Source organism: Amycolatopsis speibonae (assembly GCF_042647925.1).
Classification (GTDB): domain Bacteria; phylum Actinomycetota; class Actinomycetes; order Mycobacteriales; family Pseudonocardiaceae; genus Amycolatopsis; species Amycolatopsis speibonae.
In genome coordinates this window covers 65,603-89,230 of the sequence record NZ_JBHRWK010000074.1, presented here as the reverse complement: position 1 = coordinate 89,230, position 23,628 = coordinate 65,603, and the positions used below count along the sequence as shown (strand labels likewise).

Here is a 23,628-nt window from a genome sequence, read left to right as displayed (position 1 = left end):
CCGATGTTCCCGGGATGCAAGCGCGCTGTGGCGCGGGCGCAACACCGGCGGCGTATCGCGCGCACATCGGCGGTACATCGCGGGCGGTGAGCATCTGCGGCATGTCGACCAACAGCTCGCCCGTCACCGCGACGCCCGCCGACGACCTGGCGTCACAGGGTGGCCGGGTGGTGCTCAAGATAGGCACGTCCTCGCTGATCACCGGCGGCAGGCTGGACGCGGTCAAGCTCGACAGGCTGTGCGAGACCGTCCACAGAGGACTGATCGCGGGCCTGCGCCCGGTCCTGCTCGCTTCCGGGGCCATCGCGATCGGCCGTGACCTGCATCCCGCGCTGGCCGTGGACGATCCGGTGGCGCTGCAGGTGGCCGCCGCGCTCGGCCAGTCGCGGTTGTACTCGGCCATCCAGGCCGCGTTCGCCGAGCGCGGCGTGCAGACCGGCCAGCTCCTGCTCACCCCGCCCGACCTGGTCGAGGAGAGCCGGGGCGGTGGCGTCCGGCACACCCTGCACACCATGCTGGCACTGGGCATGGTCCCGGTGGTCAACGAGAACGACGCGCTCGGCGTGCGCAACAACGACGTCCTCGCCGCGTTGCTCGGCGGCTGTCTCCAGGCCGAACTGCTGCTGTTGCTGACCAACGTGCCCGGTCTCTACGACAGCAACCCGAAACTGGCCCCCGGCGCCCGGCACATCGAAGAGGTGCCGGTGCTGACGGCCGAGACCGAGCGCCAGGCGAGTGGCTCGATCGGCGACGGCGGCACCGGCGGCATGCTGACGAAGCTCGGCGCGTGCTGGATCGCCACGTTCAGCGGGGTACGCACGGTCATCGCGGAGAGCGCGGACCCCGACGTGCTGGTCGCCGCGCACTGCGGCCGTCCGGCGGGCACGGTGTTCCCGCCGCGCGCGGTCACCGGTGCGACGCCCGGAATCGGAACGCTCTGGCGCGCCTTCCGGACCCCGCCGGTCGGGGAACTGCACTGCACCCCGGACGGCGGGGAGGCCGTCGCGCGGGGCGAAACCGTGTGCCACCGGCATGTCGCCTCGGTCCACGGCGTCGTCGTGCCCGGTGATGTGATCGACCTCTGTGACCAGCACGGGCGGCCGCTCGCCCGCGGCCCGTTGAGCCGTGCCGTCGAGCCCGGCTGCCCGCCGACCACACCCGTGGTCGCCGGTGGCGACTACGTACAGATCAGGGAGGACCTGCCATGACGGTGACCGACGTCTGCCGTACCGCGGCCGAGGCCTGGAGCGCGGTCAAAGGGCTGACCACCGCGCGGAAGAACGCGCTGCTGCTGGACATGGCGGCGGCGATCGAGGACAACCGGGCGGAGATCATCCTGGCCAATGACGCGGACGTCGCCGCCGCCAGGGCGAACGGCGTCTCGGCCACGCTGGTCGATCGGCTGACCCTGACCGAGCGGCGGATGACCGGTCTGGTCTCGGCGATCCGGACCATCGCCGACCTGCCCGACCCGGTCGGGCAGGTGGTCGAGGGCTGGACCCGGCCCAACGGCCTGCTGATCGAGCGGGTCCGCGAGCCGATCGGGGTGGTCGCGGTGATCTACGAGGCCCGGCCCAACGTCACCGCCGAAGTCGCCGCGCTCTGCCTGAAATCGGGCAACTGCGCGGTCCTGCGCGGCTCGTCGATGGCCATGGCGACGAACAAGGCGGTCATGGCGGCGCTGGACAGCGCGATCGCCCGGCATGACGCGGTGCCCGCGGGCGTCGTCCGGCTGATCACCGATCCGTCGCGCGAAGCCGCCAAGGAGCTGATGCGTGCCAAGGAGTTCGTCGATCTGCTGGTGCCGCGCGGCGGCCCGGAGCTGATCGAATCCGTCGAACGCCACGCCACCGTGCCGACGGTGATCGACGGCGCCGGCAACTGCCACGTCTACATCGACCACTCGGCCGATCCGGACATGGCCACGGCGGTCACGGTCAACGCCAAGACCTCCCGGCCCAGCGTGTGCAACGCCATGGAAACCCTGCTGGTGCACGAGGAACTGGCCAGGGACTGGCTGCCCGGCGTACTCGACGAGCTGGCGTCCGCGGGCGTGGAGATCCGCGGTGACGCGACCGTCCGCGAAGTCTGGCCCAAGGCTGTCGCCGCGCGAGAAGAGGACTGGGGTACCGAGTACCTCGACCTGGTGCTGGCCGTGCGGGTGGTGCCGGACGTGGGCGCGGCGATCGCGCACATCGACCGGTGGGGCACCTCCAACGCCGAGGCGATCGTCGCGCGGGACATCGACGTGGCCCGCCGGTTCGCCCGCGAGGTGGACTCCGGCAGCGTGTTCGTCAACACCTCGACCCGCTACTCCGACGGCGGCGAGTTCGGCTACGGCGTCGAGATCGGCGTGTCCACACAGAAACTGCACATCCGCGGCCCGATCGGGCTGACCGCGCTGACCACCGTGAAGAACGTCGTCTGGGGAACCGGACAGACGAGAGTCGTGTAGAGGAGCCGGGGAGTCCCATGACCACCGTCCGAACCCCATCGCCGCTCCGGCCGTCGTCCCTTGTGGACGGTGCGGCGCAGGCGTTGTCCATCAAGTACAACAACCTGGTCTACGAGCTGAGCGCGGCCGGGCAGGACATCATCACGCTCTCGCTCGGCGAGGCGTTCTTCGACCTGCCGCTGCCGCGGTTCGACGACCTGGCCGGGCACGGACTGCATCACTACTCGCATTCCCGCGGGCTGCCGGAACTGCGGCAGCGGCTGGCCAGGTACTGGGCCGACTTCGACGTCCCGGTCGACCCCGACACCGAGATCGTCGTCACCGCCGGCTCCAAGGTGGCGATCTACATGGCGCTGCTGGCGGTGATCGAGCCGGGCGACGAAGTGATCATCCCGGAGCCGTTCTGGCTGAGCTACCCCGAGCAGGTGCGGCTCTGCCGCGGCGTCCCGGTGCTGGTGCCGCACGACGTGAGCGTGTTCGACCTCGGCCGCTACGTCACGCCGCGCACCAGGGCCGTCGTGATCAACAATCCGAACAACCCGTCCGGCCGGGTGCACACCGACGCCGAACTGGAGTTCGTGCACGATCTGGCGGACGCGCGGGGCCTGGTGGTGATCGCCGACGAGGCGTACCACGAGTTCGTGCCGCCGGAGACCCCGTTCCGGGCCTGCGGTTCGTTCGACCCGGAGCTGCGGCACACCGTCACGGTCAACTCGATGTCCAAGAACTACGGGGTTTCCGGCTGGCGGGTCGGCTACCTCATCGCGCACCGCGACCTGATCGATCAGGTGCTGAAGATCAATCAACACCTGATCACCTGCGCGCCGACGATCCTGTCCTGGTACCTAGCCGAACACTTCGACGACATCCTGGCGATCACCCGTCCGCAGATCCGCCGGGTCGTGGACCTGCGCCGAGAGGTCGCGGGCCAGCTCGCCGACATCGGCATCGAGACCCTGCCGGGCTCGGCGACGTTCTACCTGTTCGCCTCGCTCGGCGGGTCCACTTTGGACTCGGAGGAGTTCGCCACCCGGCTGCTGCGGGAAAGCGCGGTCAGCGTGGTGGCCGGGATCGCCTACGGTGAGTCGTGCGACCGGCACATCCGGATCTCCGTCGGCACTGAGTCGCCGTACCGGGTGGCGAGGGGCATCGCCGCGATCCGGAATCTGATCGACGCCACGACCTGAGCGGGAACCACCGGATCGGGTGATCATCGAAGTGCGCCGCACCGGGCGCCTGTCTTACGTTGTGTGCCTGACGTGAGGGAGACTCGATGACCACGACCGCCGAGGTCAGCAGGCCGGACGTCGCCCCGCCGGTGCTGAGCCGCAAGCGCCGGAACGCGGTGTTCGCGGCGGTCATGCTCGGGATGTTGCTCGCCGCGCTGGACCAGACGATCGTGGGCACCGCGCTGCCGACGATCGTCGGGGATCTCGGTGGGGCGGGGCACCTGTCGTGGGTGATCACGTCCTACCTGCTCGCCGAGACGATCATGACCGTCGTCGTCGGCAAGCTCGGCGACCTGTTCGGCCGCAAGCTCATGTTCCAGCTGTCGGTGATCGTGTTCACGGTGGGCTCGTTCTTCTGCGGGTTCGCCGACGACATGATCTGGCTGATCGTGGCCCGCGCGGTCCAGGGACTGGGCGCGGGCGGGCTGATGGTCACCGCGACCGCGCTCGTGGCCGACGTCGTGCCCCTGCGTGAGCGGGGCAAGTACCAGGGCATCCTCGGTTCGGTCTTCGGTGTCGTCACGGTGCTCGGCCCGATGCTGGGCGGGCTGTTCGTGGACCATCTGTCGTGGCGGTGGGCCTTCTACGTCAACGTCCCGATCGCGGTCGTCGTGCTGATCGTGGCGGCGAGCGCGATGCCGAGTGTGAAGGCCGCCGCGAAGCCGGTGATCGACTACCTGGGCATCCTGCTGATCGGGCTCGCCGCGACCGGGCTGACGCTGGTCACCAGCTGGGGAGGCACGCAGTACGCGTGGGATTCGCCGACCATCATCGGGATGGCGATCGGCTCGGTGATCCTGCTGGTGCTGTTCGTCATCGCGGAGAAACGTGCGAAGGAACCGACGCTGCCGATGCGGCTGTTCCGGAATCCGGTCTTCACGGTCTCGGCGATTCTGAGTTTCGTCGTCGGCTTCGCGATGCTCGGCGCTTTGTCGTACCTGCCGACGTACCTGCAGTACGTCCACGGCATCTCGGCGACCAGCTCGGGTGTGCGGATGCTGCCGATGGTGATCGCGCTGCTGGTGGCCGGCATCTTCGCGGGCAATGTCGTCGGCAAGACGGGGCGGTACAAGATATTCCCGATCGCCGGCGGGGTCGGGCTGACGCTTGGCCTGTACCTGCTCTCGCGCCTGACCCCGACGAGCGGGTTCTGGGAGATGTCCCTCTACTTCGCCGTCCTCGGCCTGGGAATCGGCTTGAGCATGCAGGTCCTGGTCATCGTCGTGCAGAACACCGCCGACTATCGCGACCTGGGCGTGGCGACCTCCGGCGTGACCTTCCTCCGGTCCCTGGGTTCCTCTTTCGGCGCGGCCATCTTCGGCACGATCTACGCCAACCAGCTGGCGCCGAACATGGCCGCGGCGAGCGCGGAACACCCGCTCCCGCCCGGAATCGACCCGAGGGCCGTCCAGGTCCCGAACGCGCTCCACGCCTTGCCGGATTCCGTGTCGGCGCCCTATGTCCAGGCTTACAGCGATTCCCTGCATACGGTGTTCCTCTATGCCGCACCGGTCGGGCTCGTCGCGCTGGTGCTGGCCTTCTTCCTCAAGGAGGTTCCGCTGCGGGACACCTCGCGAGCGGCCGCCCCGGACCTCGGCGAGGGTTTCGCGATGCCGGAGTCGGGCAACGGAGACCAGGACCTCGAGCGCGCTGTCGGCCGGTTGCTGGCGCGCGACGGAAAGGCGGCGTCCGCGGGAGTCCTCGCGAAGTCCGGATGCGAGCTCGACACCGGTGGGCTGTGGTGCCTGGGGCAGGTTCGGCTGCGGGAACGGCGGAACAAACCCACCTCCCTGTCGGCGATCGGGGATCGCTATGGCATCCCGCCCGGGGTGTTCGAAGCCGCCTTCGCGCGCCTCGAGTTCACCGGGCACCTGGCCTTCCAATCCGGCGAATGGGCGACCACGGAGGCGGGGCGCGCCGAACTCGAAAAGCTCATCCGGGCGTGGAAGGCCTGGCTGGCCGAGCGGCTGCGGGACTGGGGCCTGGAAGGTCACGACGAACTCGACGCGGCACTCGGCCGGGTCGCGAACCGCATTCTGGACCAGGCCGCCGAGGACCAGCCGAGCGGGAAGCACGCGGCCGTCGTCTGAGCCGAGCTGTGGCCTTACCCCTCGACGGTTTCCCGTATCTTTCGCAGGCTGAGCCGGCAACCTTTCGTGATCGGGTGCCGCCTGCCGAGGATCTGATCGCAGAGCTCCAGGGTGGCGCGTTGTTCTCGTTCGGCTGCTTCCCGCTGACCGAGGTGGTAGAGCATCACGCCGTGATTCACGCGGCGCCCGAGGGTGGCCGGATCGTGCTCGCCGGGAGCGACCACCGACGCCTCGACCAACCCCCGTTGCCTGCGCACCGCCTCGCGCACGTTGCCGGATTCGAGCAGGAGATAGGCCAGCAGGCTCTGGCCGAACAAGGTCTCCGCGTCGGTCGAGCCGAGAGCGCGGGCGCAGTCGTCCGTGGCGGCGCGGAGTTCGCGTTCCGCCTCCGGCAGCCTGCCGGCGCGTTGCAGGGCGAAACCGAGCAGGTTCCGGGCTTTCAATGTCTCCCGATGATCGGCGCCGAGGCGGCTCGTGGCGAGAGCTATGGCCGCTCGGCGGGCTGGAATCGAATCGGCTTCCGACATACTGCCTCCCCTGGCGTCGAAACGTCCTCCCGAACGAAGGTACCCGCATCTCAGGCCGGGGTGCCGTAGTCGCGCAGGAACAGCGCTTCGGTCAGCGCCATGGCCGAGATCTCCTGTGGTGCCACGCTTTCGTTGGGCGCGTGGATGAGCGCCTGCGGTTCCTCGACGCCGATCAGCAGGATTTCGGCGTCGGGGTAGGTCTCGGCGAAGACGGTGCACAGCGGAATCGACCCGCCTTGGCCGAGCCTGCTCATCGGGTGGCCGTACGCGGTCTGCATGGCGTCGGCCATCGCCCGGTAGGCGGGGCCGTCGGTGCCGGGGCGGAAGGGGCGTCCGCTCGCCTCGACCTCCGTCGAAAGCTGCACGCCCTTGGGCGTCGCGGCGTGGAGGTGCTCTGTCAGCGCGTGTGCCGCCTCGTGCGGCTCGACGCCGGGCGGGATCCGCAGGTTCAGCCGGGCCCGGACACGTGGCGTGATGGCCGCGGCGGAGCCGAGGACCGGCGGGCAGTCGATACCGAGCACCGTGAGCGTCGAGCGCGCCCACAGCATGTCCGCGACCCCGGCGCCGCCGAGCAGCGGCGTGCCGGGGGAGAGTCCGGCGTCGGCGCGGAACTGGTCCGCCGGATACGGGGCTCCGGGCCAGAGACCGTCGTTGGGCAGGCCGTGAACGGTGGTGTCGCCGTCGTCGTCACGCAGGGTGGCCAGCACGGACACGAGCGCGGCCAGCGCGTCCGGGGCCGGGCCGCCGAACATGCCGGAGTGCAGTGCCGACGGCAGTGCCTCGACGGTGACGACCACGTTGACCATGCCGCGCAGGCTGACCGTGACGGCGGGCCGCCCGACCGCGACGTTCCCGGTGTCGCACACCAGGATCGTGTCGGCCCGCAGGAGATCGGCGTTCTCGGGGACGAAGGCCTCCAGCCCGCCGGTTCCCTGTTCTTCGGAGCCTTCGACAACCAGTTTGAGGTTGACGGGCAGGTCGTCGCCGAGCGCGCGAAGGGCGGTGAGGTGCATCAGGATGTTGCCCTTGCAGTCGGCGGCGCCGCGCCCGTACCAGCGTCCGTCCACTTCGGTCAGATGGAACGGCGGCGTTCGCCACTCGTCGTCCTTCAACGGCGGCTGGACGTCGTAGTGCGCGTAGAGCAGCACTGTCGGCGCGTCGTCACTGCCGCACGGCCGGGAACCGACCACGGCCTGGCTGCCGTCCGGGGTGTCGGCGAGCCGGGTGTCGGTGAATCCCGCCTCGGTGAAGGCATCTGCCACCCAGGTGGCGGCACGATGGCACTCCTCGGCCGGGAACTGCCGGGGGTCCGCGACGGAACGCATCGCGACGAGCTCTGTGAGTTCTTCGTGCGCCTGTGGCATGAGTTCGCTTACCCGATCACGGAGATCCATCTCCCTCATCCTCCCGTCACGTACTGCTTCACGTATTCCTGGAATCCCGCCAGTTTCCCGGGGCAGTAGACCTCGATGACGAGCATCTGCCCCCGGACCAAGGTGCCCACGGGGAGCACCGGGCGAGTACCGGGCCCACCGCCGGAAAGCCCGCTTTCGCTTGTCGCGCGAGCGAAAGCCGCGTTCGGGTCGGCGCAGATCGAGCCGCCGTCCTTGCCGAGGAGCCTGACGAGCTGGTCCCTCGACGGTGTGCGGGCGCCTGCCTGGACGAGCCGCGCGATGAGTACGTCGGCCTTCGCTTCGGCCTCGGCGTCCGAACGAGCGGAGTGGTACAGCAGGTATCCGGCGAGCAGCAGTATGCCCAGCGCGATACCCACCACGACGTACACGGTCTTCCGCTGCCCGCGGGTCGATCGTTCGTCCACAGTGGTCACGATGCTTCCGCCTCCGATCCCTCTGTCAGGCGCCACGACGGTTTGCGCAGGCGATAGAACAGGAACGGCACGAGCAGGCCGAGGCCGAGCGCGCCGCCGGCGACGATCCCGAAGTACAGCCACGGATTCCCGGAACCGAACTGGGACGGCGGGACGAACCCCACCAGCAGCGCGGCCAGCGAAGCGCAGAACCCCACCCCGCACAGGCCGAGCAGCATCGGCGCGCGGTATCCGCGCGGGTGGTCGGGGTACTTGCGCCGCAACCGCACGGCCGCGACGAACATCAGCAGGTACATGATCAGGTACACCTGGGTGGTGATCACCGAGAAGATCCAGTACGCGCTCGACACGTCCGGGATGAACGCGTAGAGCAGGGCGATGAGCGTCGTGATCCCGCCCTGGACGACCAGGATGTTCCGCTGCACGCCCTGTTTGTTGAGCCGCTGCAGGAAAGGCGGCAGATAGCCCTCTTGCCGGGAGATCAGCAGCAGCCCCTTCGACGGACCCGCGAGCCAGGTCAGCATCCCGCCGAGGGACGCGAGGACGAGCATGATGCCGATCAGCGGGGTCAGCCACTGGATCCCGAAATTGGCGAAGACGGCGTCGAACGCCTGCATCACCCCGGCGGTGAGCGACAGCTGATCGGCCGGGATGACCCAGCTGATCGCCAGCGCGGGCAGGATGAAGATGAGCAGTACGAGTCCCATCGCCACGAACATCGCCCGCGGGAATTCCTTGCCAGGCTTGCGCAGCGAAGAAACGTGCACCGCGTTCATCTCCATGCCCGAATAGGACAGGAAGTTGTTCACGATCAGCACCAGGCTGGCCAGTCCCGCCCACGCGGGGAGCAGCTCACCAGCCGACATCGGTGCGGCGGAAGGGTGTCCCTGCCCGAGGAACACGAGGCCGAGGACCACCAGCAGAATCCCGGGGATGAGCGTTCCGATGACGAGCCCGCCGCCGGCGAGCCCGGCCACCCCCTTCGTACCGCGCGAGGAGATCCAGACCCCCGACCAGTACGTCACGATGATGACCGCCGCCGTCCACAAACCGCTGTCGGCGAGGCTCGGATCGAACACGTACGCGAGCGTGCTCGCGACGTACCCGAGCAGGCTGGGGTAGTAGAAGATCGTCATCGCGAACTGGCACCAGACAGCCAGGAAGCCCATCGGTTTGGAGATCCCGAGCGCCACCCAGTTGTAGACCCCGCCGGACCAGCCCGAGGCCAGTTCGGCCGAGACGAGCGAGGTCGGCAGCAGGAACACGATCGCCGGTACGACATAAAGGAAAACGGCCGCGAGCCCGTATACGGCCATCGTCGGGGACGGGCGCAGGCTCGCGACCGAACTGGTCGTCATGAGCGCGAGCGCGATCCAGGAGATCCACGCGGCGGGCGGCACGGTGCGGGCGCTCACGATGCGCTCCCGCCCGGTTCGGGCAGCGGTCTGTTCGTGGTCGTCATGGTTCGTCGGCCTCCTCGAACTCACCTCGGTGTGCGCTCGATCGTGGTCCGCGCCGGGCCCGGCCGGGTCACCCGTTGCGGGCGAGACCGGCCCGGGTCCGCGGCACCGTGACGACGTGCTTCGGCTGCTCGCCTCACCCGGATCGGGGGAGTGCGGCCGCGGTCCACTGTGTTTCCGTGACGGCAAGGCGTTTGCGTGACGGCAAGACGTTCCGGCCGGCGGGAGAGCGTGGAGGGGATCATGACGGGAGAAGCACGGCACCGTTTCGTGGTGGGCAGGCTCTGGGCGGGCGGCGGCGCGACGGCGCTGGTCGCGGCCTTGGCGGCGATCGTGGTCATCCTCGTCGCGAGTGGATTGTTCGGTGTGCCCGTGCTGGTCCCGACGGGGGAAGGCGCGTGGAGCGGCATCAGCGCCGCGGCCTACGCGGTGAGCGCCGCGGCCGCCGCGCTGGCCGCGACCGGGTTGCTGCATCTCCTCTTGCTCGGGACGCCGCGCGCCAAGTCGTTCTTCGTGACGATCATGCTGCTGCTCACGGCGATCACCGTGATCATCCCGCTGAGCATCGACGCCGATCGGGGCGCCCGGATCGCGACGGCCGCCGGGAATCTGTTCCTCGGCGTGCTGATCGCCGGCACGTTGTCAGGCGTTCTCCACTCCGCGATCCGGGCGGCTCGGCTGGTTCGCTGAGCCTCATTACGTCGCGGTGGTGGTGACGGTGACCGCCACGACAGCGGTGGACACCGCGATCGCCGCGGCCGTGCGGACCACGGCGGCGTTGACGGCCTCGGCACCCCAATTGCCGTTTTCGATTTCCTTCGCGCGCTTGTAGACCTTCGCCGACCACGCGAGGGGCGGCCGGAGCGCGGGCAGAGCACCGCTCGCGGACAGCAGGGCGGTCACGGCGGCGGTGCGCGGGTCGGGAGTCTTGTCCTCCACCAGCACGGCACGGATCTCGTCCCGGAGCGCCGCCTCGTGCCGCGTGTCGGCCGCGGGCAGGCGGGTCACGGGGAACAGGCCGAGCACTCGCTTCTTCTCGCGCCGGATGAGGCCGCGTTCGATGAGCCTGTCGGTCAGTGTCTTCCAGAGGTCGCCGCCGATCGCGAGCAGCAGTGGCTGCACGCGCCGGCTCTTCTCGGCGATCTTGTCGTACGCGGCCTGCAGCACCGGGTCGGGCAGGGGGCCGTCGCCCACCGCGATGATTTCGGGACCGTTCAACGCGGAGGATTCTCCCGTCTCGACCCTGCCGAGCAGCGCGAGTTCGGCGAGCACGGCGCCGCCGAGGGTGTACGGCAGCGTGCCGGCCGCCGCGGGGGTCCCGGTCTCGTCGTCGAGCAGCAGCAAGAGCAGGTCCTCGACGATCAGCAGGTCGTTCTGCACTGTTCTCCCCGTTCTCAACCTGTCCACGGAGGTGCGGACGCCCTCCGATGTTCTTACGGGAGGGGCGACGGAGCCAGTGACACCGCGTCATACGCCGGCGATTCGCTCGAATGGCTGGTCCTCGAAGGAAGGTGCCGGGCCGGTCCTGGCGCGGACCGGCCCGGCACCGGAGGAGGTCAGGCCGGTTCCGCCACGCAGGTGCGATCGTCCTCGGGACGCTCGCCCGTGGTCAGGAACGCGGTGACCGTGTCGTTCGCGCACTTGTTCGCGCCGATCAGGTAGGCACCGTGGCCGCCCTGGTCGGCGGTGACCATCCGGGCCCGGTCACCGAGGGCGCGCCGCATCTGCTCGGCACCGGCCGGCGGCGCGGCCGGGTCGCGGGTGTTCTGCGCCAGCAGCACGTTCGACGGGCCCCGGTCGCCGACCCGCACGGGCGGTTCGGCGGGCTCGTTCTGCCAGAAGGCACAAGGGCGGATGTTGGCCCCGGACGCGCCGAACATCGGGTAACGCTTCCGGTCGACGGAGACGTCGTGCAGGTAGCTGCTCACCGACCTCGGCCAGCGGGAGTCGTTGCAGATCACGTAGAGGTGGCTGGCCACCTGGTTCTCCAGGCTCTGCGGGGCGTCCGCCGCAGCCGCCGGTGGTGGCGGCTGGTTCGTGTCGAGTGCCTTCCAGAGTGCCGCCATTTCGGGCATCCGGCTGTCCCGGTACAGGCCTCCGAAGGTCACCAGCCGGAACAGGGCGCCGTCGAAGCCTTGCACCGGTGTCTGGTCCAGGCGGCCGGCGAGGTCGAAGTACTTCGCGGTCACCTGCTCCTGAGTGGTGCCCAGGCCGTATTCGGGACGCGCGGCGGCGAACTTGGCGAAGTCCGGGAACCGTTTTTCCATACCAGGGCCGAACAGCCGGCTGCCCGTCCGATCCAGACCGCCCGGGACCAGGTTGCTGTCGAGCACGATCCGGTCGCTGCGGTCGGGGAACAGCGTGGTGTAGACCGCGCCGAGGTGGGTGCCGTACGAGTAGCCGAGGAAGGAGAGCTTGTCCTCGCCCAGTGCCTCGCGGATCTTGTCCATGTCGCGTGCGGTGGCCGCTGTCGACATGTAGGGGAGCAGGTTCCCTGTTTTGGACTTGGCGCACTGTTCGGCGACGGTCTTCGCGTTCTTGGCCTGTTCAGCACGTCGGCCGCGTCGCGCGCGTACGGCGGGATGTTGCCCCTGTTCTGCTGTACCGTCGTCAGGTCGCAGGTGACCGGAGCGCTGCGGCCCACCCCGCGCGGGTCGAACCCGATGATGTCGTAGGTGTCCAGCACGCTTTGCGGCAGTTTGAGGTCGACGAGCCCACCCGGGAAGCCGAGGCCGCTGCCGCCCGGTCCGCCGGGGTTGGTCAGCAGCACGCCCCGGCGCTTGTCGGGATTCTTGCTCGCCAGACGGGAAAGCGAGAGCCGGATCCGCTGCCCGTCCGGGTCCCGGTGGTCGAGCGGGACGTCGATGGTGCCGCACCGCAGGCCGGGTTTGGCGACGTCGGCGGGGCACTCGCCCCACTTCGGCGCCTGGGCGGTCTCGCCGGTCTGAGCGAGTCCTGGTGGTGCGAACAGGTCCGCCGCCGGCGCCATCCGGTGATCCTTCTTGACTGTGCCCCAGGGGCATGGTGTCCACTTCGGGGGATGGCTTGGAGCACACGTGAGCTGGCGGACCTGGCCGGCACGACCCTGAAGACCGTCCGCTACTACCACCGGATCGGTCTGCTCGACGAGCCCGAACGAGGGGCGAACGGGTACAAGCGGTACCGCGTCGCGCATCTGATCCGGCTGCTGCGGATCCGGCGGCTCGTCGACCTGGGCGTGCCGCTGTCCGACATCGAGGCGATGGAGGAGTCCGACGGGAACGCGGAGCGGACGCTGCGCGCGCTGGACGCCGAACTGAAGGCGAGTATCGAACGGCAGGAGCGGATGCGGAAGGAGCTGGCGCTGATCCTGGACCGCCGCAGCCTCGTCGACCTGCCGCCGGGCTTCGACGGGAACGTCACCGACCTGTCCGAGGTGGAGCGTTCGATGCTGATGGTCTTCTCGCGAGTGCTGGACGCGAAGACGATGGACGTGATGCGGGAGTTGCACGCGGCGCCTCGTCCTCCGGCGCAAGGGGAGTTCGACACGCTGTCGGCCGACGCCGACGAAGCCACGAGGCAACGGCTGGCCGAGGAACTCGCGCCGGTCGCGCGCGACCAGATCGAGGCACAGCCGTCCTTGACGGACGCGAGGACGAAGGTGGCACTGACCGAACCGATGGTCCTCCGCGGCTTGGTCGAGCTGTACAACCCAGCCCAGCTGGACGTCCTGAGGCGACTGAACGCCCTCCTCGGACTCACGCCCTGAAGGAAGAGAAAGGACCATGAAGAATCTCAAACGACGGTGGCAGCTGGGCAAAGTCAGGCCCGGCGACGGGAGCGCGCTCCCCGAATACCGACTCTGGCAGCTGTTCTCCCGTTCGGTGCTCTTCCTCGATCTCGTGACGCCGTCCGGGGAAACCCACGTGTACGCGGTCGATGTCCGGTACATGGCCGACGCGAAAAGCAAGAAGGAGCACGAGAACGCGGTCGGGAAGAGCCCCGCCGCGTTGTACCGGGACGGTGTGCAGATCCATCGGTCGAATCTGCCGACGTCGTTTCCCGTACCCGGCGGTGTCATCGAGGTCGCCACCAGCGCGTTCGGGCTGAAACGCATCCACTTCGTCGCCGAAGACGGCACCGAACGCGCGCTGCGCCCGCACGATCGTTCGCAGGAAGGACTGCGGGCGCGATTCGGGCTGCGCTATCCGCGGACGAGCGCCGTCGTCGGTGCGGTGACCCTCACCATCCTGCTGGCAGCGCTCGTCATCAGCCTCATGCACGGCGTGGAAGCCGTCACCCGGGTACCGGCCATCGCCGAGCATGTCGGCAGGTTCGTGTCGCCGGTCGATCTGCCCACGTGGGGGAACGTCGTCTTGGCCGTCGCCGGGGCGCTTTCCGGGGTGGAACGTGCCACGAGACTCCGCTTCAACCGGCTGATCGACACCGTCTCTTCCTGACGCGGGTCCGGGTCCGTGAAGGCCTCCTTCCCTACCTTGAGAGTAGGGAAAGTCAAGTTTCAACTTAGGCACCTAAGTTTGACATGACATTTTGCCTGGTCAGGGGCCGTAGTCTACGGATCCCCAATCGTCCGCTTCAGGGCATTCCGGCGTCTCGGAGCGGACGTGACCAGGTCATCTGGTGCTCTCACGGGTTTTGTTAGAGCTAGTACATCAGGCGATACGGGCCTCACCCAGGAGTCACGAATCGTGACCGCTTGCTTGCAGTTCGCTGTACGCTTGCACGCATGGTAGAGGGGGCTATTGGAGGCGACGAAGCTGTCGTGGCCGTCTGCGCGCAGGCGGTCCGGTCTGGAAAACGAAGCATTGACGAGTTCGATCGGGTCTTTGCCCGAGCCACGGTGTGTGGTCGTCGGCCTGCTCGGCCGGGTGTCGAGGTGGTCGAGGTCGAAGGACGCGGGACATGGGCGTTCGTGTTCTCCACACCGCAGCGGCTCGCCGCGCACTACGGAGATTGCGACGTGTACGCGACCACAGGTGCCGATCTCCTCGAACAGCTACCGGTCGGCATCGGCGTGATGCTGGACCCGGACGACGACCACCGGATACCCATCCTGAATCGGATGGTGCCCCCAAAGATTCTCGCAGCGGTCCGCCGCCGAAATGAGCACCACTCCAGCGGCTTGGACGCCGTCTCGCACACTGAACAGCAGGAGCGCGTGCGGTGAGCTTGGACGGACCAGGGTTCCACGTTGACATCGAGGTGCTTGAAGGCGCCGCAAAGGGAATCGCCCAAAGCGTTCATGACCAGCAATCCTTCGCGCTGCGAGGGCTGTGTGGCGACGCCGCGCTCTATGGTCACTCCGGTCTGCACAGCGCACTTGCGGACTACTGTGCGCGGTGGAGTCAGGGGCTCGACACGCTGACCGAGGATGCCGACGTCATCGGCGATTGCCTGAAGCACGTCGCCGAGGCGTACCGCGGCACCGATGCGGCCGCGACAGAGAAGCTGCGCGTGGACCCTGGCGAGGCGGCGGTTGAGGACTGATGGCCGAGCTTGGTGAGACGTCGGATCCGCGTGCCTTGGTGCCGGGCGATCCGGGAGCGATCGAGGAGAACGCCCGCGTACTGCACGGGCGGCGCGCGGCAACCGGGCAGGTTGGTGACGGCCTCCGCCGGATCGATACTGGCTCGTGGACCGGTCCAGCCGCGACGAAGTTCCATGACAAGTTCAGCTATGAGCCGCCTAAGTGGCTGGCTGCGTCCGATTCGTTCGACGCGGTGGCCGAAGGGCTGTCTGCCTATGCTCAGACCTTGCGGTGGGCACAGGGGCAGGCCAGCAATGCTGTCCGCATTTGGGACCAGGGACAGGCAGCGACTGCCGACGCGAAGGCCCAACATGACCGCAACGTCGCCAACGCGGACGCCCAGAACCAGCAACATGCGGCGAACGGCGATCCGACACGCGTCGCGGTCGCACCGTTCTCCGACCCTGGCGAAGCAATCCGGCAAGCGGCGCGCGACACCCTCAACCGCGCGCGCCAGCAACTCACCGAAGCCGGTGACCGCGCGGCCGCGACCATCTCCGACGAGGCCGGCGGTGCGCCCACGGCCTCGGACTGGCTCGACGACGTAGGCGGTTTCATCGCCGACTTCGGCGAAGGCGCCTGGAATGCCTTCTCGGGTTCTGCCGAGGGGATATGGAATCTCGTCTACGCCATCGGGGACCCCGGTAATCCCGATCACGACGGAATCACAGATATCGCCTCAGCGGCGTGGCACAACGTCACGCACCCGGTGGACTTCGGCAAGCAACTCATCGGCTGGAACGACTGGGCCGACCACCCCGGCAGGGCCAGCGGCCAGATTATCGGCGGCCTGCTCCTTGGTGGGGCAGCAGCCAAATTCCTCAAGAACGCCCGCGCCGGGGAGAAACCCGACGCGGGCGGGGCACCTCCGGTCAAGGCGAAGCTATCCGAATACTTCGACCCGAACGGTGCACCACCGAAGGCGTCCGATCTGGCACGGTATGCCGATGCGCAGGGGTGGCAGAAGCAGCAAACCCCGACCGGACCGGCGAAGTACGTCGACGACAACGGCATCGTCCGAATGACCATCAAGGAGGGCAGCGGCCGCACTCCGGGCAGCGAGAACCCCCACGTCGAACTGCGCAACGAGGACGGGGTCCGCACCGACCCACACGGCAATCCCGTGAGCAGGAAGAGCCCCGGCAACCACACACCGATCACCTGGGACCAATGAGCGCATGAGGAACTACACCGACTTCGCCGATCTCGCGCACGTCTTCCTCGAAGACAGCTACGTCCTCGCGATCGACGAACCCCCCGCCTCCCTGGCATTCAAGCTGGACCTTGTTCTTACTCCCTCGCATCCGCGCTACCACGAGCCGCGAGCCGACGAACAGCACTGCTACGCGGATGCCGTGCTCACCATCTCCGGCGCGACGAAAACCGACTGGGTCACGCGGTCAACCCAGACATACCGCGACGCCACCGGCGAGGAAGACCTCGGCAATATCGACAGCTTCCAATACCACGACGGCTACTACGAAATCACTGGCGACTGGGGTCACGTTCGGATCTTCTCCACGGCCGAACCACGACTCAGCTTCAAAGACTGACCGATCGCACTGCGCGACTACAGGTTGCGGAAAGCCCTCGGTGTCGGTAGCAGGCCCGGGGATTGGCGAAGACCTCACCGGCTGCTCAGGGCTATGGACGACGAGTGAACACGGCTCGCCGTCGTTCTTTCTGGAACAGCTGGCAAGGATCGTGCTAGCTGGACCGCAGGCCGAGTGCGCTGCGTCACGTCGTATCGGTACGGGCTACACATGTCCAGTAGCCCTGTGCCCGCACCAGATCTGCGCAAGACGTCGACAGATTCCGTACTTGATCGAGTCGAGCGATCGCTGGGTGTTGAACTGGATCGGTCTGTGATCGTGCGCAAGCGTCGGACCGTGGGGATGCCGACGGCCAGCGACACGTGGGTTCGAATTGAGTTGCGTCCACTCAATCGCATCAATGGCCAGAGCTGGAACGGCATCGAAGCTGCCGAAACTATGTCAAGCCCCGGGTTTGACACTCTCTTTGTCTCAGCTGACCTCGGCCAGCACTTCGTCGTCGAACGAGTCGTCCACGCCCGGTATGGCGGCCGGGGCGCCCAGCCAGGTCAGCATGATGTCGTCCGGGTTGAACGGTGCGCGCCCGCCCTTGGTGGGTAGCAGGCGGGGAGTGACGACCGCCCGCAGAACCTCCCGCTGCTGCGTTAGCGACAGCCCCGCCCATACCGTCCTGGCGTCCGCGCCGAGCAGGTCCGCGACCACCGGCGACACTCCGATCTGGCGCACGCGTTCCTCGGCCGCCTCGATCTGCGGCACCAGCTTCGCCTCGATCCGCGACAACCGTTCCGGACCGATCCCGCCGCTGGCGGCAGAGTCGGTGAACCCGTCCAGCCGGGCGCGCAGCTCCCGCGCGGTCGCCACTGCCTTCGTCAGCTCGTCGGCCTGATCCTCGTACCGGAACAACTCCCGCGCGTCCTCGGACTCCAGCCGGGACAGCACCGCCTCCACCACGTAGGCGTCCGTGCGTTCCATGTCCCGCATGAGATGCCCATGGGGGCAGCGGTAGCCGGGTCGCGCCCGGTGCAGCGGGGTGGAGCGGGTCGGGGTCTCGCAGATCCCGCACAACAGGATCCCGGTCTGCAAGTACTTGACCCGCGTTCCGTCGCGCACCGAGCTGCGGCTCGGATCGCCCAGGCGCGCCACGATCAGCGCGCGTTTCCGATCGCTGATGATCGGCTGCCAGACGCCCTTGCCGATGATCTGTTTGCGGAACACCCTCAACCCGGCGATCACGGGACTGAGCGCGATGTTGCGGACCTTGGAGACATTCCACTCCCCGGGCAGCGGGTGATCCCACTGCTCCCGGTTCAGCTGCTGCGCGACCTGCGACGGCGTGTCCTTCGACAGGTGCTGGAGCTTCTTCACGTGGTCTGCCCGCCACGCGTGACCGCGAGCGCACGGCACACCCGCCTCGATCAGCTCCCGCACCAGCACCGACGCGTTCGGCTCCTCGATCAACCGGTCCACGATCGCCTCCGCGAAGGGCGCCGTCTCCGGATCCACCTCGCGGTGCGCCTCGCCCGTGCGCTGGTCATAGACGATCCGGTACCCATATCCCAGCGGCCCGGCCCACAGCCCTTCCATTGCGCGGGCCTCAACACCCCGGCGGGTCCGCTTGCGGATCTTCTCCGACTCCCGCTCCGCGTCCACCGCATCCTCGGCGGTGTCGATCCGGTCGTCCGGATCGTTCATGTCATAGATCCGGTCGTCGTAAGCCCAGTAGCCCCCGACCTTCTCCAGAATGTCGCGCAGCTTGGCGAACACCGACAGGTTCCGCTGAGCCCGGGAGTTCTCCCACGTCCACAGCGTGTTCGCCTGCCCGGTCGACAACAGCCGCAACGCCTCGTTGTAGTCCTGGCGTTCCTCGGTCGCATACCGCGACCCCGACAGGTTGTTATCCACCAGGACCGCGACCACGTCGATGCCGTGCTGGGAGCAGAACTTGTGGCCCGTCGCGATCTGCGAGGCCACCGAGACCTTCCGCCCCTTGACCGCGTTCGACGCCCTCGCGTAAATGACCGCGCGCAGCCGCGGATACTCCCCAGAGGCGATTACCTCTGCCAGACGGCGAGCCAAAGCTTTCGTCATGAACAAACTCCCAGCAAGCTCGCTGGGCGGCGGTCGCCATCGGACCCCATGTTGTGCACGCCGAGTCTAGCCGACACAGCACGCAACACCAGGGCAGGGACATGATCAGTGGTGGAGTGCTGGACCCACGTTCCCGCAGGTCCAGCACCCTTTTTTGCTTGGGTTCCGTTCATGAGTTTGGGAACCTAAGTTGAAAAGCCGCCAAGGAGGCCTTCACGGACTTCAAGAGGAGCGTCGCCGCCGAGCGCCGTTCCCGACCCGCGTCACAGGTAGTAGCGCGTCACCGATTCCGCCGCACAAGCCGGTTTCGGTGACCCTTCGAGCTCGAAAGTGAAGGCGCGCACCATCTCCACGCCGTCCCGCGGCACGGCCGTCACCTCCAGCACGGACGCGTGCAGGCGCACCCGGCCGCCGACCGGGACCGGCGCGGGGAACCGGACCTTGTTCAGCCCGTAGTTCAACGCCATGCCGACGCCGGTGACGCGCAGCAGTTCGGCGAACATCGGGATGCCCCAGCTCAGCGTCATGAAGCCGTGGGCGATCGTGCCGCCGAACGGTCCCGCCGCGGCGCGCACCGGATCGGTGTGGATCCATTGGCCGTCACCGGAAACCTCGGCGAAGGTGTCGACGAGGTCCTGCGTCACCGTTCGCCAGGCCGAAGTGCCGAGATCGCGTCCCGCCAGTGCCCGGATCTCCTCGATGCCGTTCGCGGTGATCATCGGGTCACCGCCGCGGCGGCGGGCGCCGGCTCGTCGGCGCGCTCGTCGTGGCTGGGCCGCTTCAGCAGCGCCAGCATGCAGCCCAGGGTCAGCAGGACCTGGAACACCGCGAACACGATCACGGCGGTGATCGAACCGGTGAGGTTGAGCAGGAACTGGCCCACGATCGGTGTGGTGCCGCCGAGCAGCGTGCCGCACAGCTGGTAGCACAGCGAGATCCCGGTGTAGCGCACGTGCGCGGGGAACCGGCTGGCCAGCATGCCCGCGAGCGCGGCGTAATAGAGGCAGTGCGGGATCGTGGCGACCACGACGCCGACCATCGCCGAGGCGTAGTCCCCGGTGCTGATCAGCAGGAACATCAGCGGCATCAGCACCAGTTCGGGCAGCAGCATGATGGTGACCGCGCGGCGCCAGCTGGTCATCTTCGTGACGATCACCGCGCCCCACGGCTGCACCAGGATCTGGGTGATGTTGGCGACCAGGATGATGGTGAGGAAGGAACTGCGGCTGAAGCCGATGTCCGACGTTGCCCACGAAAGCGCGAAGGTGGACTTGAAGTAGGTCGCCGACAGGCCGATGGTGCAGGCGCCGATGCCGAGCACGATCAGCATCGGGTGGTTGCGGAGCACCTCGGTGAGCGGCAGCTTGGCGACCTTCTTGGCCTCGATCAGTCCCGCCATGGCCGGGGACTCGGTGACCTTCAGCCGGATGAACAGCCCGACCACGACGAGCAGCGCCGACGCGAGGAACGGGACCCGCCAGCCCCAGCTGACGAACGCCGCGTCCGGCAGCTGGCTGATGGCGAGGAAGCTGATCGTGCTCAGCGTGTTGCCCACCGGCGAACCCTGCTGGGCGAAGGCGCCGTAGAGGATCGACTTACCCTTGGGCGCGTGTTCGGAGGCGATGAGCACCGAACCGCCCCATTCACCGCCGAGCCCGATGCCCTGGATCATCCGGATCACCACGAGCAGGATCGGCGCGGCTATGCCGATGGTCGCGTAGCCGGGCAGCACGCCGATCAGGGTGGTCGAGACGCCCATCAGCAGCAGCGTGATGACCAGCGTCTTCTTGCGGCCGACCCGGTCGCCGATATGCCCGAAGATGACGCCGCCGAGCGGCCTGGCGAGGAACCCGACCCAGAAGGTCGCGAACGCCACCAGGGTGCCGAGCGCTCCGTCGAGTTCGGGGAAGAAGACCTTGTCGAACACCAGCGCGGAAGCGGTGCCGTAGATGTAGAAATCGAACCACTCGATGGTCGAGCCGATGAACGCCCCGATGCCCGCGCGTTTCGCGGTCGCATTCGCCGCACCCATACCGTCTCCTTGGATCGCCGTTGTTCCCGGGCACGGCGACCCCCCGGCGCCAACGTCCCTGTTCTGGCGGGAACCATGCCAGCCGTCACCGAGACACGTCCAATACCGAATCGGCCACTCAGTAAGTGCTCCTCCGTATCAATCGCCGCTGGGTACGGGCGTGGGCAGCGCCTCCTCGGCGACCGCGAGCACCGTCCGCAGCGCGGCGGACGGGTTGTCGGCGCGCCAGGCCAGCGCCGCCTGCAGGCGCGTCGACCTCCCGGCGAGGCGCCGGTAGACCAGCCCGGTCTGCTGGATGTGCTGGCAGGACGTCAGGGTCAGCGTCACGCCGACACCCGCCGCGACCAGCGCCAGGATCGTGTACGAATCCGGCGCCTCCTGGACCACCTTCGGGGTGAACCCGCTCTCGGTGCAGGCCTTGACGGTGGCCTCGCGGACCGTGGAGCCCGCGTTCGCGGGGAAGCTGACGAACACCTCGGAGGCCAGCTCCTCGAGGGGGACGCGCTCGAGTCCGGCCAGCCGGTGGTCCGACGGCAGCGCGCAGATCAGCTCCTCCTCGTCGATCACCCTGGCCCGCACACCCGGCTGGGTGACCGGCAGGCGTACGAAGCCGAGGTCCAGCGAACCGTCCGCGATGCGGTCGAGCGCCACGTTGGCGTAGGTCTGCCCGCGCATCACCAGCTCGAGCCCGGGGTGCGCGGCCCGGACAGCCCTGGTCAGCAGCGGCAGCGACTCGTGGCTCGACGCCCCGGCGAAGCCGACGGTGACCCTGCCGAACTCGCCGCGGCCTGCCGCCTTCGCGGCGCGGGTGGCCAGGTCGAGGTCGTCGAGCACGGTGCGGGCCGGGGTGAGGAGGGATTCGCCCGCGCTGGTGAGCCGCACCGACCGGGTGTTCCGCTCGAACAACGCGACCCCGAGTTCGCGTTCGAGCTGGCGGATCTGCTGGCTGAGCGGCGGCTGGGCCATCTGCAGCCGTTTCGCGGCGCGGCCGAAGTGCAGTTCCTCGGCCACCGCCAGGAAGGCGTTCAGATGACGGAACTCCATGTCACACCTCGATTATTCTCAGCTCAGTATCAATCTGACCTTAATTCGGTATTGGACTCTGCACAATGCCGCCTGGCACGGTGAACCCGTGACCGACAAGACCACCACGATGGCCGACGCCATCGCCGCCTTCGTCCACGACGGCGACACCGTCGCGCTCGAAGGGTTCACGCACCTGATCCCGACAGCGGCAGGGCACGAGATCATCCGGCAGGGCCGCCGCGACCTCACCGTGGTCCGGATGACCGCGGACATCGTCGTGGACCAGATGCTCGCGGGCGGCTGCGTGCGCAAGCTGGTGTCCTCGTTCGTCGGCAACTCCTCGGCGGGCTCGCTCGGGGAACTGCGGCGGCGGATCGAGCGCGCCGACCCCGAACCGCTGGAGTTCGAGGAGTACAGCCACTACGGCATGATCGGCCGCTACCTGGCCGGCGCGCAGCGGCTGCCGTTCTACCCGGTGCGCTCTTACGCGGGCAGCGATCTGCCGTCGGTCAACCCCGGCCTCCGCAAGGTGCGCTCGCCCTACGACGACGGCGAGCAGGTCTACGTGGTGCCGCCGGTCAACCCGGACGTGACGATCGTCCACGCCCAGCGGGCGGACCGTTCGGGCAACACCCAGGTCTGGGGCCTGACCGGGATCCAGGCCGAAGCCGTGTACGCGGCGAAGAAGGCCGTGGTGGTGGTCGAGGAGATCGTCGACGACGACGTCATCCGCCGCGATCCCAACCGCACGATCGTTCCCTCGCATGCGGTCGACGCCGTGGTGCCCTGCCCGCGTGGCGCGCACCCCTCGTTCGCACAGGGCTATTACGACCGCGACAACGCGTTCTACCGCGGCTGGTCGGCGATCAGCGCGGATCCGGCAGGCCTGCGCGAGTGGCTGGCGGAATGGGTGCTCGGCACCCGGGATCACGCCGAATACGTGGCGAAGCTGGGGGAGAGCTACTGGGCGGGCCTCGCCGTCGACGACGCGCTGAGCCTGCCGGTGAACTACGGGAAGCGACGGGAGAACGCGCGATGACGTCCACAAAGGACACCACCTCGTCCGAGCTGCTCTCGGTGGTGGCTTCCCGCGAACTGGCCGGGAAACGCACCGTGTTCGCCGGGATCGGCCTTCCGACACTGGCCGCGTCGCTGGCCCACCTCACGGTCGCGCCGGACCTGGAGATCGTCTACGAGTCCGGGGTCTGCGGCGCGCATCCCTCGCAGCTGCCGGAAACCATCGCCGACGCCGTGCTGATCACCGGTGCCGAAGCGGTGCTGTCGATGCCCGCGCTCTTCGGGAACGTGTTGCAGGGCGGGCACATCGACGTCGGTTTCCTCGGCGCCGCGCAGATCGACCGGTGGGGGAACCTGAACTCGTCGGTGATCGGCGACTGGGCCGATCCGACGGTCCGGCTGCCCGGCCCCGGCGGCGCGATGGAGGTGATGGCGAACTCCGGCGAGGTCTTCGTCGTGATGCGACGCCACGACCCCAGGTCCTTTGTGGACAAATTGGACTTCTGTACCTCGCCCGGCCCTGACCGCGCGCTGGCCGACGGCATCCGGCCGCTGGGCGCGGGGGTCACCAGGGTGATCACCGACCTCGGGATCCTCGCGCGGCCGGGGGTGGGCGAGCCCCTGCGGCTGATCGCCGTCCATCCCGGCGTGACAGCCGATCAGGTGCGCTCCGCCACCGGCTGGCCGTTGGAGGTCGACGGCGATCCGGCCACGATCGAACCACCCGCGGCCGCCGAACTCCGGCGGCTGCGCGAAGAAGTCGACCCCGGCCGCGTCTACCTGCGCTGAGGAGTGA

General features: G+C 68.4%; 22 protein-coding genes and 1 pseudogene. 13 read left to right on the top strand and 10 right to left on the bottom strand.

The annotated features are described in order from the left end of the window. Positions 1-101 precede the first annotated feature (101 nt). The 4 genes from proB (at position 102) to ACFOSH_RS35990 (ending at position 5,774) form a co-directional block, all read left to right on the top strand. Positions 102-1,208 carry a glutamate 5-kinase gene (gene proB / locus ACFOSH_RS36005; RefSeq protein WP_378244771.1) on the top strand — a complete coding sequence of 369 codons (1,107 nt, stop codon included), beginning with the start codon at positions 102-104 and terminating at the stop codon, positions 1,206-1,208. Continuing rightward, positions 1,205-2,455: a glutamate-5-semialdehyde dehydrogenase gene (locus ACFOSH_RS36000; RefSeq protein ID WP_378244769.1), complete on the top strand. Its 1,251-nt coding sequence runs from the start codon at positions 1,205-1,207 to the stop codon at positions 2,453-2,455. Before proB ends, ACFOSH_RS36000 begins: the two co-directional genes overlap by 4 nt. Positions 2,456-2,472: 17 nt before the next feature. Beyond that, complete coding sequence (locus tag ACFOSH_RS35995; RefSeq protein WP_378244767.1) at positions 2,473-3,642, top strand: pyridoxal phosphate-dependent aminotransferase; 1,170 nt, start codon at positions 2,473-2,475, stop codon at positions 3,640-3,642. An 86-nt stretch (positions 3,643-3,728) separates the two neighbouring features. Next, positions 3,729-5,774 carry an MDR family MFS transporter gene (locus ACFOSH_RS35990; RefSeq protein WP_378244765.1) on the top strand — a complete coding sequence of 682 codons (2,046 nt, stop codon included), beginning with the start codon at positions 3,729-3,731 and terminating at the stop codon, positions 5,772-5,774. Between the two features lie 14 nt (positions 5,775-5,788). On the opposite strand, the gene ACFOSH_RS35985 is transcribed toward ACFOSH_RS35990, so the two are convergent. The 4 genes from ACFOSH_RS35985 to ACFOSH_RS35970 are packed head-to-tail and all read right to left on the bottom strand — an operon-like array spanning position 5,789 to position 9,544. Continuing rightward, on the bottom strand, positions 5,789-6,301 hold the full coding sequence (locus ACFOSH_RS35985) for a tetratricopeptide repeat protein (protein WP_378244763.1): 513 nt from the start codon (positions 6,299-6,301) through the stop codon (positions 5,789-5,791). A 50-nt stretch (positions 6,302-6,351) separates the two neighbouring features. Then, a complete protein-coding gene (locus tag ACFOSH_RS35980; RefSeq protein ID WP_378244761.1) occupies positions 6,352-7,704 on the bottom strand; it encodes a dipeptidase in 1,353 nt (450 codons plus the stop codon). Next, positions 7,701-8,129 carry a hypothetical protein gene (locus tag ACFOSH_RS35975; protein ID WP_378244759.1) on the bottom strand — a complete coding sequence of 143 codons (429 nt, stop codon included), beginning with the start codon at positions 8,127-8,129 and terminating at the stop codon, positions 7,701-7,703. Before ACFOSH_RS35975 ends, ACFOSH_RS35980 begins: the two co-directional genes overlap by 4 nt. Next, positions 8,126-9,544, bottom strand: a complete 1,419-nt coding sequence (locus tag ACFOSH_RS35970; RefSeq protein WP_378244757.1) for an APC family permease — start codon at positions 9,542-9,544, stop codon at positions 8,126-8,128. Before ACFOSH_RS35970 ends, ACFOSH_RS35975 begins: the two co-directional genes overlap by 4 nt. Positions 9,545-9,832: 288 nt before the next feature. On the opposite strand from ACFOSH_RS35970, the gene ACFOSH_RS35965 reads away from it, so the two are divergent. Further along, positions 9,833-10,279: a DUF6069 family protein gene (locus ACFOSH_RS35965; RefSeq protein ID WP_378244755.1), complete on the top strand. Its 447-nt coding sequence runs from the start codon at positions 9,833-9,835 to the stop codon at positions 10,277-10,279. A gap of 6 nt (positions 10,280-10,285) precedes the next feature. Here the strand turns inward: ACFOSH_RS35965 and ACFOSH_RS35960 are convergent, their stop codons facing one another. Both ACFOSH_RS35960 and ACFOSH_RS35955 read right to left on the bottom strand, forming a co-directional pair. Next, a complete protein-coding gene (locus ACFOSH_RS35960; protein WP_378244753.1) occupies positions 10,286-10,969 on the bottom strand; it encodes a GOLPH3/VPS74 family protein in 684 nt (227 codons plus the stop codon). 176 nt (positions 10,970-11,145) lie between these two features. Then, positions 11,146-12,578: pseudogene (locus ACFOSH_RS35955) on the bottom strand (alpha/beta hydrolase). A 51-nt stretch (positions 12,579-12,629) separates the two neighbouring features. Between ACFOSH_RS35955 and ACFOSH_RS35950 the strand changes: the two are divergent. From ACFOSH_RS35950 to ACFOSH_RS35925, 6 genes are all read left to right on the top strand, one after another. Further along, complete coding sequence (locus tag ACFOSH_RS35950; RefSeq protein ID WP_378244751.1) at positions 12,630-13,337, top strand: MerR family transcriptional regulator; 708 nt, start codon at positions 12,630-12,632, stop codon at positions 13,335-13,337. A 16-nt stretch (positions 13,338-13,353) separates the two neighbouring features. Then, on the top strand, positions 13,354-14,028 hold the full coding sequence (locus tag ACFOSH_RS35945; RefSeq protein ID WP_378244749.1) for a hypothetical protein: 675 nt from the start codon (positions 13,354-13,356) through the stop codon (positions 14,026-14,028). Positions 14,029-14,465: 437 nt separating this feature from the next. Next, positions 14,466-14,756, top strand: a complete 291-nt coding sequence (locus tag ACFOSH_RS35940; protein WP_378244747.1) for a hypothetical protein — start codon at positions 14,466-14,468, stop codon at positions 14,754-14,756. Continuing rightward, the gene (locus tag ACFOSH_RS35935; RefSeq protein ID WP_378244745.1) at positions 14,753-15,076 is read left to right on the top strand and encodes a hypothetical protein; all 324 of its coding nucleotides are present in this window, start codon (positions 14,753-14,755) and stop codon (positions 15,074-15,076) included. Before ACFOSH_RS35940 ends, ACFOSH_RS35935 begins: the two co-directional genes overlap by 4 nt. Beyond that, complete coding sequence (locus ACFOSH_RS35930; RefSeq protein WP_378244743.1) at positions 15,076-16,290, top strand: WXG100 family type VII secretion target; 1,215 nt, start codon at positions 15,076-15,078, stop codon at positions 16,288-16,290. Before ACFOSH_RS35935 ends, ACFOSH_RS35930 begins: the two co-directional genes overlap by 1 nt. A gap of 4 nt (positions 16,291-16,294) precedes the next feature. Beyond that, entirely contained in the window at positions 16,295-16,669 is a 375-nt protein-coding gene (locus ACFOSH_RS35925) for a hypothetical protein (protein ID WP_378244741.1), read from the top strand. Between the two features lie 471 nt (positions 16,670-17,140). Here ACFOSH_RS35925 and ACFOSH_RS35920 read toward each other — a convergent pair whose 3' ends face one another. The 4 genes from ACFOSH_RS35920 to ACFOSH_RS35905 form a co-directional block, all read right to left on the bottom strand. Continuing rightward, the gene (locus ACFOSH_RS35920; protein WP_378244739.1) at positions 17,141-18,757 is read right to left on the bottom strand and encodes a recombinase family protein; all 1,617 of its coding nucleotides are present in this window, start codon (positions 18,755-18,757) and stop codon (positions 17,141-17,143) included. Between the two features lie 263 nt (positions 18,758-19,020). After that, complete coding sequence (locus tag ACFOSH_RS35915) at positions 19,021-19,476, bottom strand: MaoC family dehydratase (RefSeq protein WP_378244737.1); 456 nt, start codon at positions 19,474-19,476, stop codon at positions 19,021-19,023. Further along, entirely contained in the window at positions 19,473-20,789 is a 1,317-nt protein-coding gene (locus ACFOSH_RS35910) for an MFS transporter (RefSeq protein WP_378244735.1), read from the bottom strand. The genes ACFOSH_RS35915 and ACFOSH_RS35910 overlap by 4 nt, the downstream gene beginning before the upstream one ends. 138 nt (positions 20,790-20,927) lie before the next feature. After that, positions 20,928-21,833, bottom strand: coding sequence for a LysR family transcriptional regulator (locus ACFOSH_RS35905; RefSeq protein WP_378244733.1), 906 nt, complete (start codon positions 21,831-21,833; stop codon positions 20,928-20,930). A 109-nt stretch (positions 21,834-21,942) separates the two neighbouring features. Here ACFOSH_RS35905 and ACFOSH_RS35900 point away from each other — a divergent pair, with 109 nt between their 5' ends. Then, positions 21,943-22,854 (top strand): CoA transferase subunit A, encoded by a 912-nt coding sequence (locus tag ACFOSH_RS35900; RefSeq protein WP_378244801.1) that lies wholly within the window; start codon positions 21,943-21,945, stop codon positions 22,852-22,854. Then, positions 22,851-23,621, top strand: coding sequence for a CoA-transferase subunit beta (locus ACFOSH_RS35895; RefSeq protein ID WP_378244731.1), 771 nt, complete (start codon positions 22,851-22,853; stop codon positions 23,619-23,621). The genes ACFOSH_RS35900 and ACFOSH_RS35895 overlap by 4 nt, the downstream gene beginning before the upstream one ends. Positions 23,622-23,628: the final 7 nt, after the last annotated feature.

What these genes read in the sequence shown, in the direction of transcription:
- ACFOSH_RS36000 (WP_378244769.1), top strand. Translation starts at nt 1,205, where the DNA reads ATGACGGTGACCGACGTCTGCCGTACCGCGGCCGAGGCCTGGAGCGCG.
- ACFOSH_RS35900 (WP_378244801.1), top strand. Translation starts at nt 21,943, where the DNA reads ATGGCCGACGCCATCGCCGCCTTCGTCCACGACGGCGACACCGTCGCG.
- ACFOSH_RS35915 (WP_378244737.1), bottom strand. Translation starts at nt 19,476, where the DNA reads ATGATCACCGCGAACGGCATCGAGGAGATCCGGGCACTGGCGGGACGC.
- ACFOSH_RS35905 (WP_378244733.1), bottom strand. Translation starts at nt 21,833, where the DNA reads ATGGAGTTCCGTCATCTGAACGCCTTCCTGGCGGTGGCCGAGGAACTG.
- ACFOSH_RS35995 (WP_378244767.1), top strand. Translation starts at nt 2,473, where the DNA reads ATGACCACCGTCCGAACCCCATCGCCGCTCCGGCCGTCGTCCCTTGTG.
- ACFOSH_RS35965 (WP_378244755.1), top strand. Translation starts at nt 9,833, where the DNA reads ATGACGGGAGAAGCACGGCACCGTTTCGTGGTGGGCAGGCTCTGGGCG.
- ACFOSH_RS35930 (WP_378244743.1), top strand. Translation starts at nt 15,076, where the DNA reads ATGGCCGAGCTTGGTGAGACGTCGGATCCGCGTGCCTTGGTGCCGGGC.
- ACFOSH_RS35920 (WP_378244739.1), bottom strand. Translation starts at nt 18,757, where the DNA reads ATGACGAAAGCTTTGGCTCGCCGTCTGGCAGAGGTAATCGCCTCTGGG.
- ACFOSH_RS35895 (WP_378244731.1), top strand. Translation starts at nt 22,851, where the DNA reads ATGACGTCCACAAAGGACACCACCTCGTCCGAGCTGCTCTCGGTGGTG.
- ACFOSH_RS35950 (WP_378244751.1), top strand. Translation starts at nt 12,630, where the DNA reads ATGGCTTGGAGCACACGTGAGCTGGCGGACCTGGCCGGCACGACCCTG.
- ACFOSH_RS35990 (WP_378244765.1), top strand. Translation starts at nt 3,729, where the DNA reads ATGACCACGACCGCCGAGGTCAGCAGGCCGGACGTCGCCCCGCCGGTG.
- ACFOSH_RS35980 (WP_378244761.1), bottom strand. Translation starts at nt 7,704, where the DNA reads ATGAGGGAGATGGATCTCCGTGATCGGGTAAGCGAACTCATGCCACAG.
- proB (WP_378244771.1), top strand. Translation starts at nt 102, where the DNA reads ATGTCGACCAACAGCTCGCCCGTCACCGCGACGCCCGCCGACGACCTG.
- ACFOSH_RS35985 (WP_378244763.1), bottom strand. Translation starts at nt 6,301, where the DNA reads ATGTCGGAAGCCGATTCGATTCCAGCCCGCCGAGCGGCCATAGCTCTC.
- ACFOSH_RS35925 (WP_378244741.1), top strand. Translation starts at nt 16,295, where the DNA reads ATGAGGAACTACACCGACTTCGCCGATCTCGCGCACGTCTTCCTCGAA.
- ACFOSH_RS35945 (WP_378244749.1), top strand. Translation starts at nt 13,354, where the DNA reads ATGAAGAATCTCAAACGACGGTGGCAGCTGGGCAAAGTCAGGCCCGGC.
- ACFOSH_RS35910 (WP_378244735.1), bottom strand. Translation starts at nt 20,789, where the DNA reads ATGGGTGCGGCGAATGCGACCGCGAAACGCGCGGGCATCGGGGCGTTC.